General features: G+C 72.2%; 1 protein-coding gene. It reads left to right on the forward strand.

The features are described from left to right. The coding region (locus R0J87_RS19975) for a hypothetical protein (protein ID WP_498888431.1) at window positions 1-277 on the forward strand (277 nt) is incomplete at both ends.

Genomic DNA, 277 nt, shown 5'->3' on the forward strand with positions numbered 1-277 from the left:
GGTGCACGTGAGCCGGACCAGCGACACGGTGCGGGTCAAGCTCGCCCCGGCCAACGCCACCACCCGCGCCTTTGCCAGGCAGCACCAGCGTTTCGTGAATGCCCGGCACGGCGGTCAGGCGGCGCTGGGCGTGGCCGCCTGCAAGGACGCCAGGGGCTGCTGGGAGCCGAACGCCGAGGATCAGCCCTGGGCGCTGTTCCTACCACTCGGCCTGCCCCTGACGAGCCAGAAGGCCGTGCTGTTCCTGGACTACCCGCCGGTGCCGGCTCTCACCGGC

Source organism: Halomonas sp. SIMBA_159 (assembly GCF_046536035.1).
Classification (GTDB): domain Bacteria; phylum Pseudomonadota; class Gammaproteobacteria; order Pseudomonadales; family Halomonadaceae; genus Vreelandella; species Vreelandella venusta_A.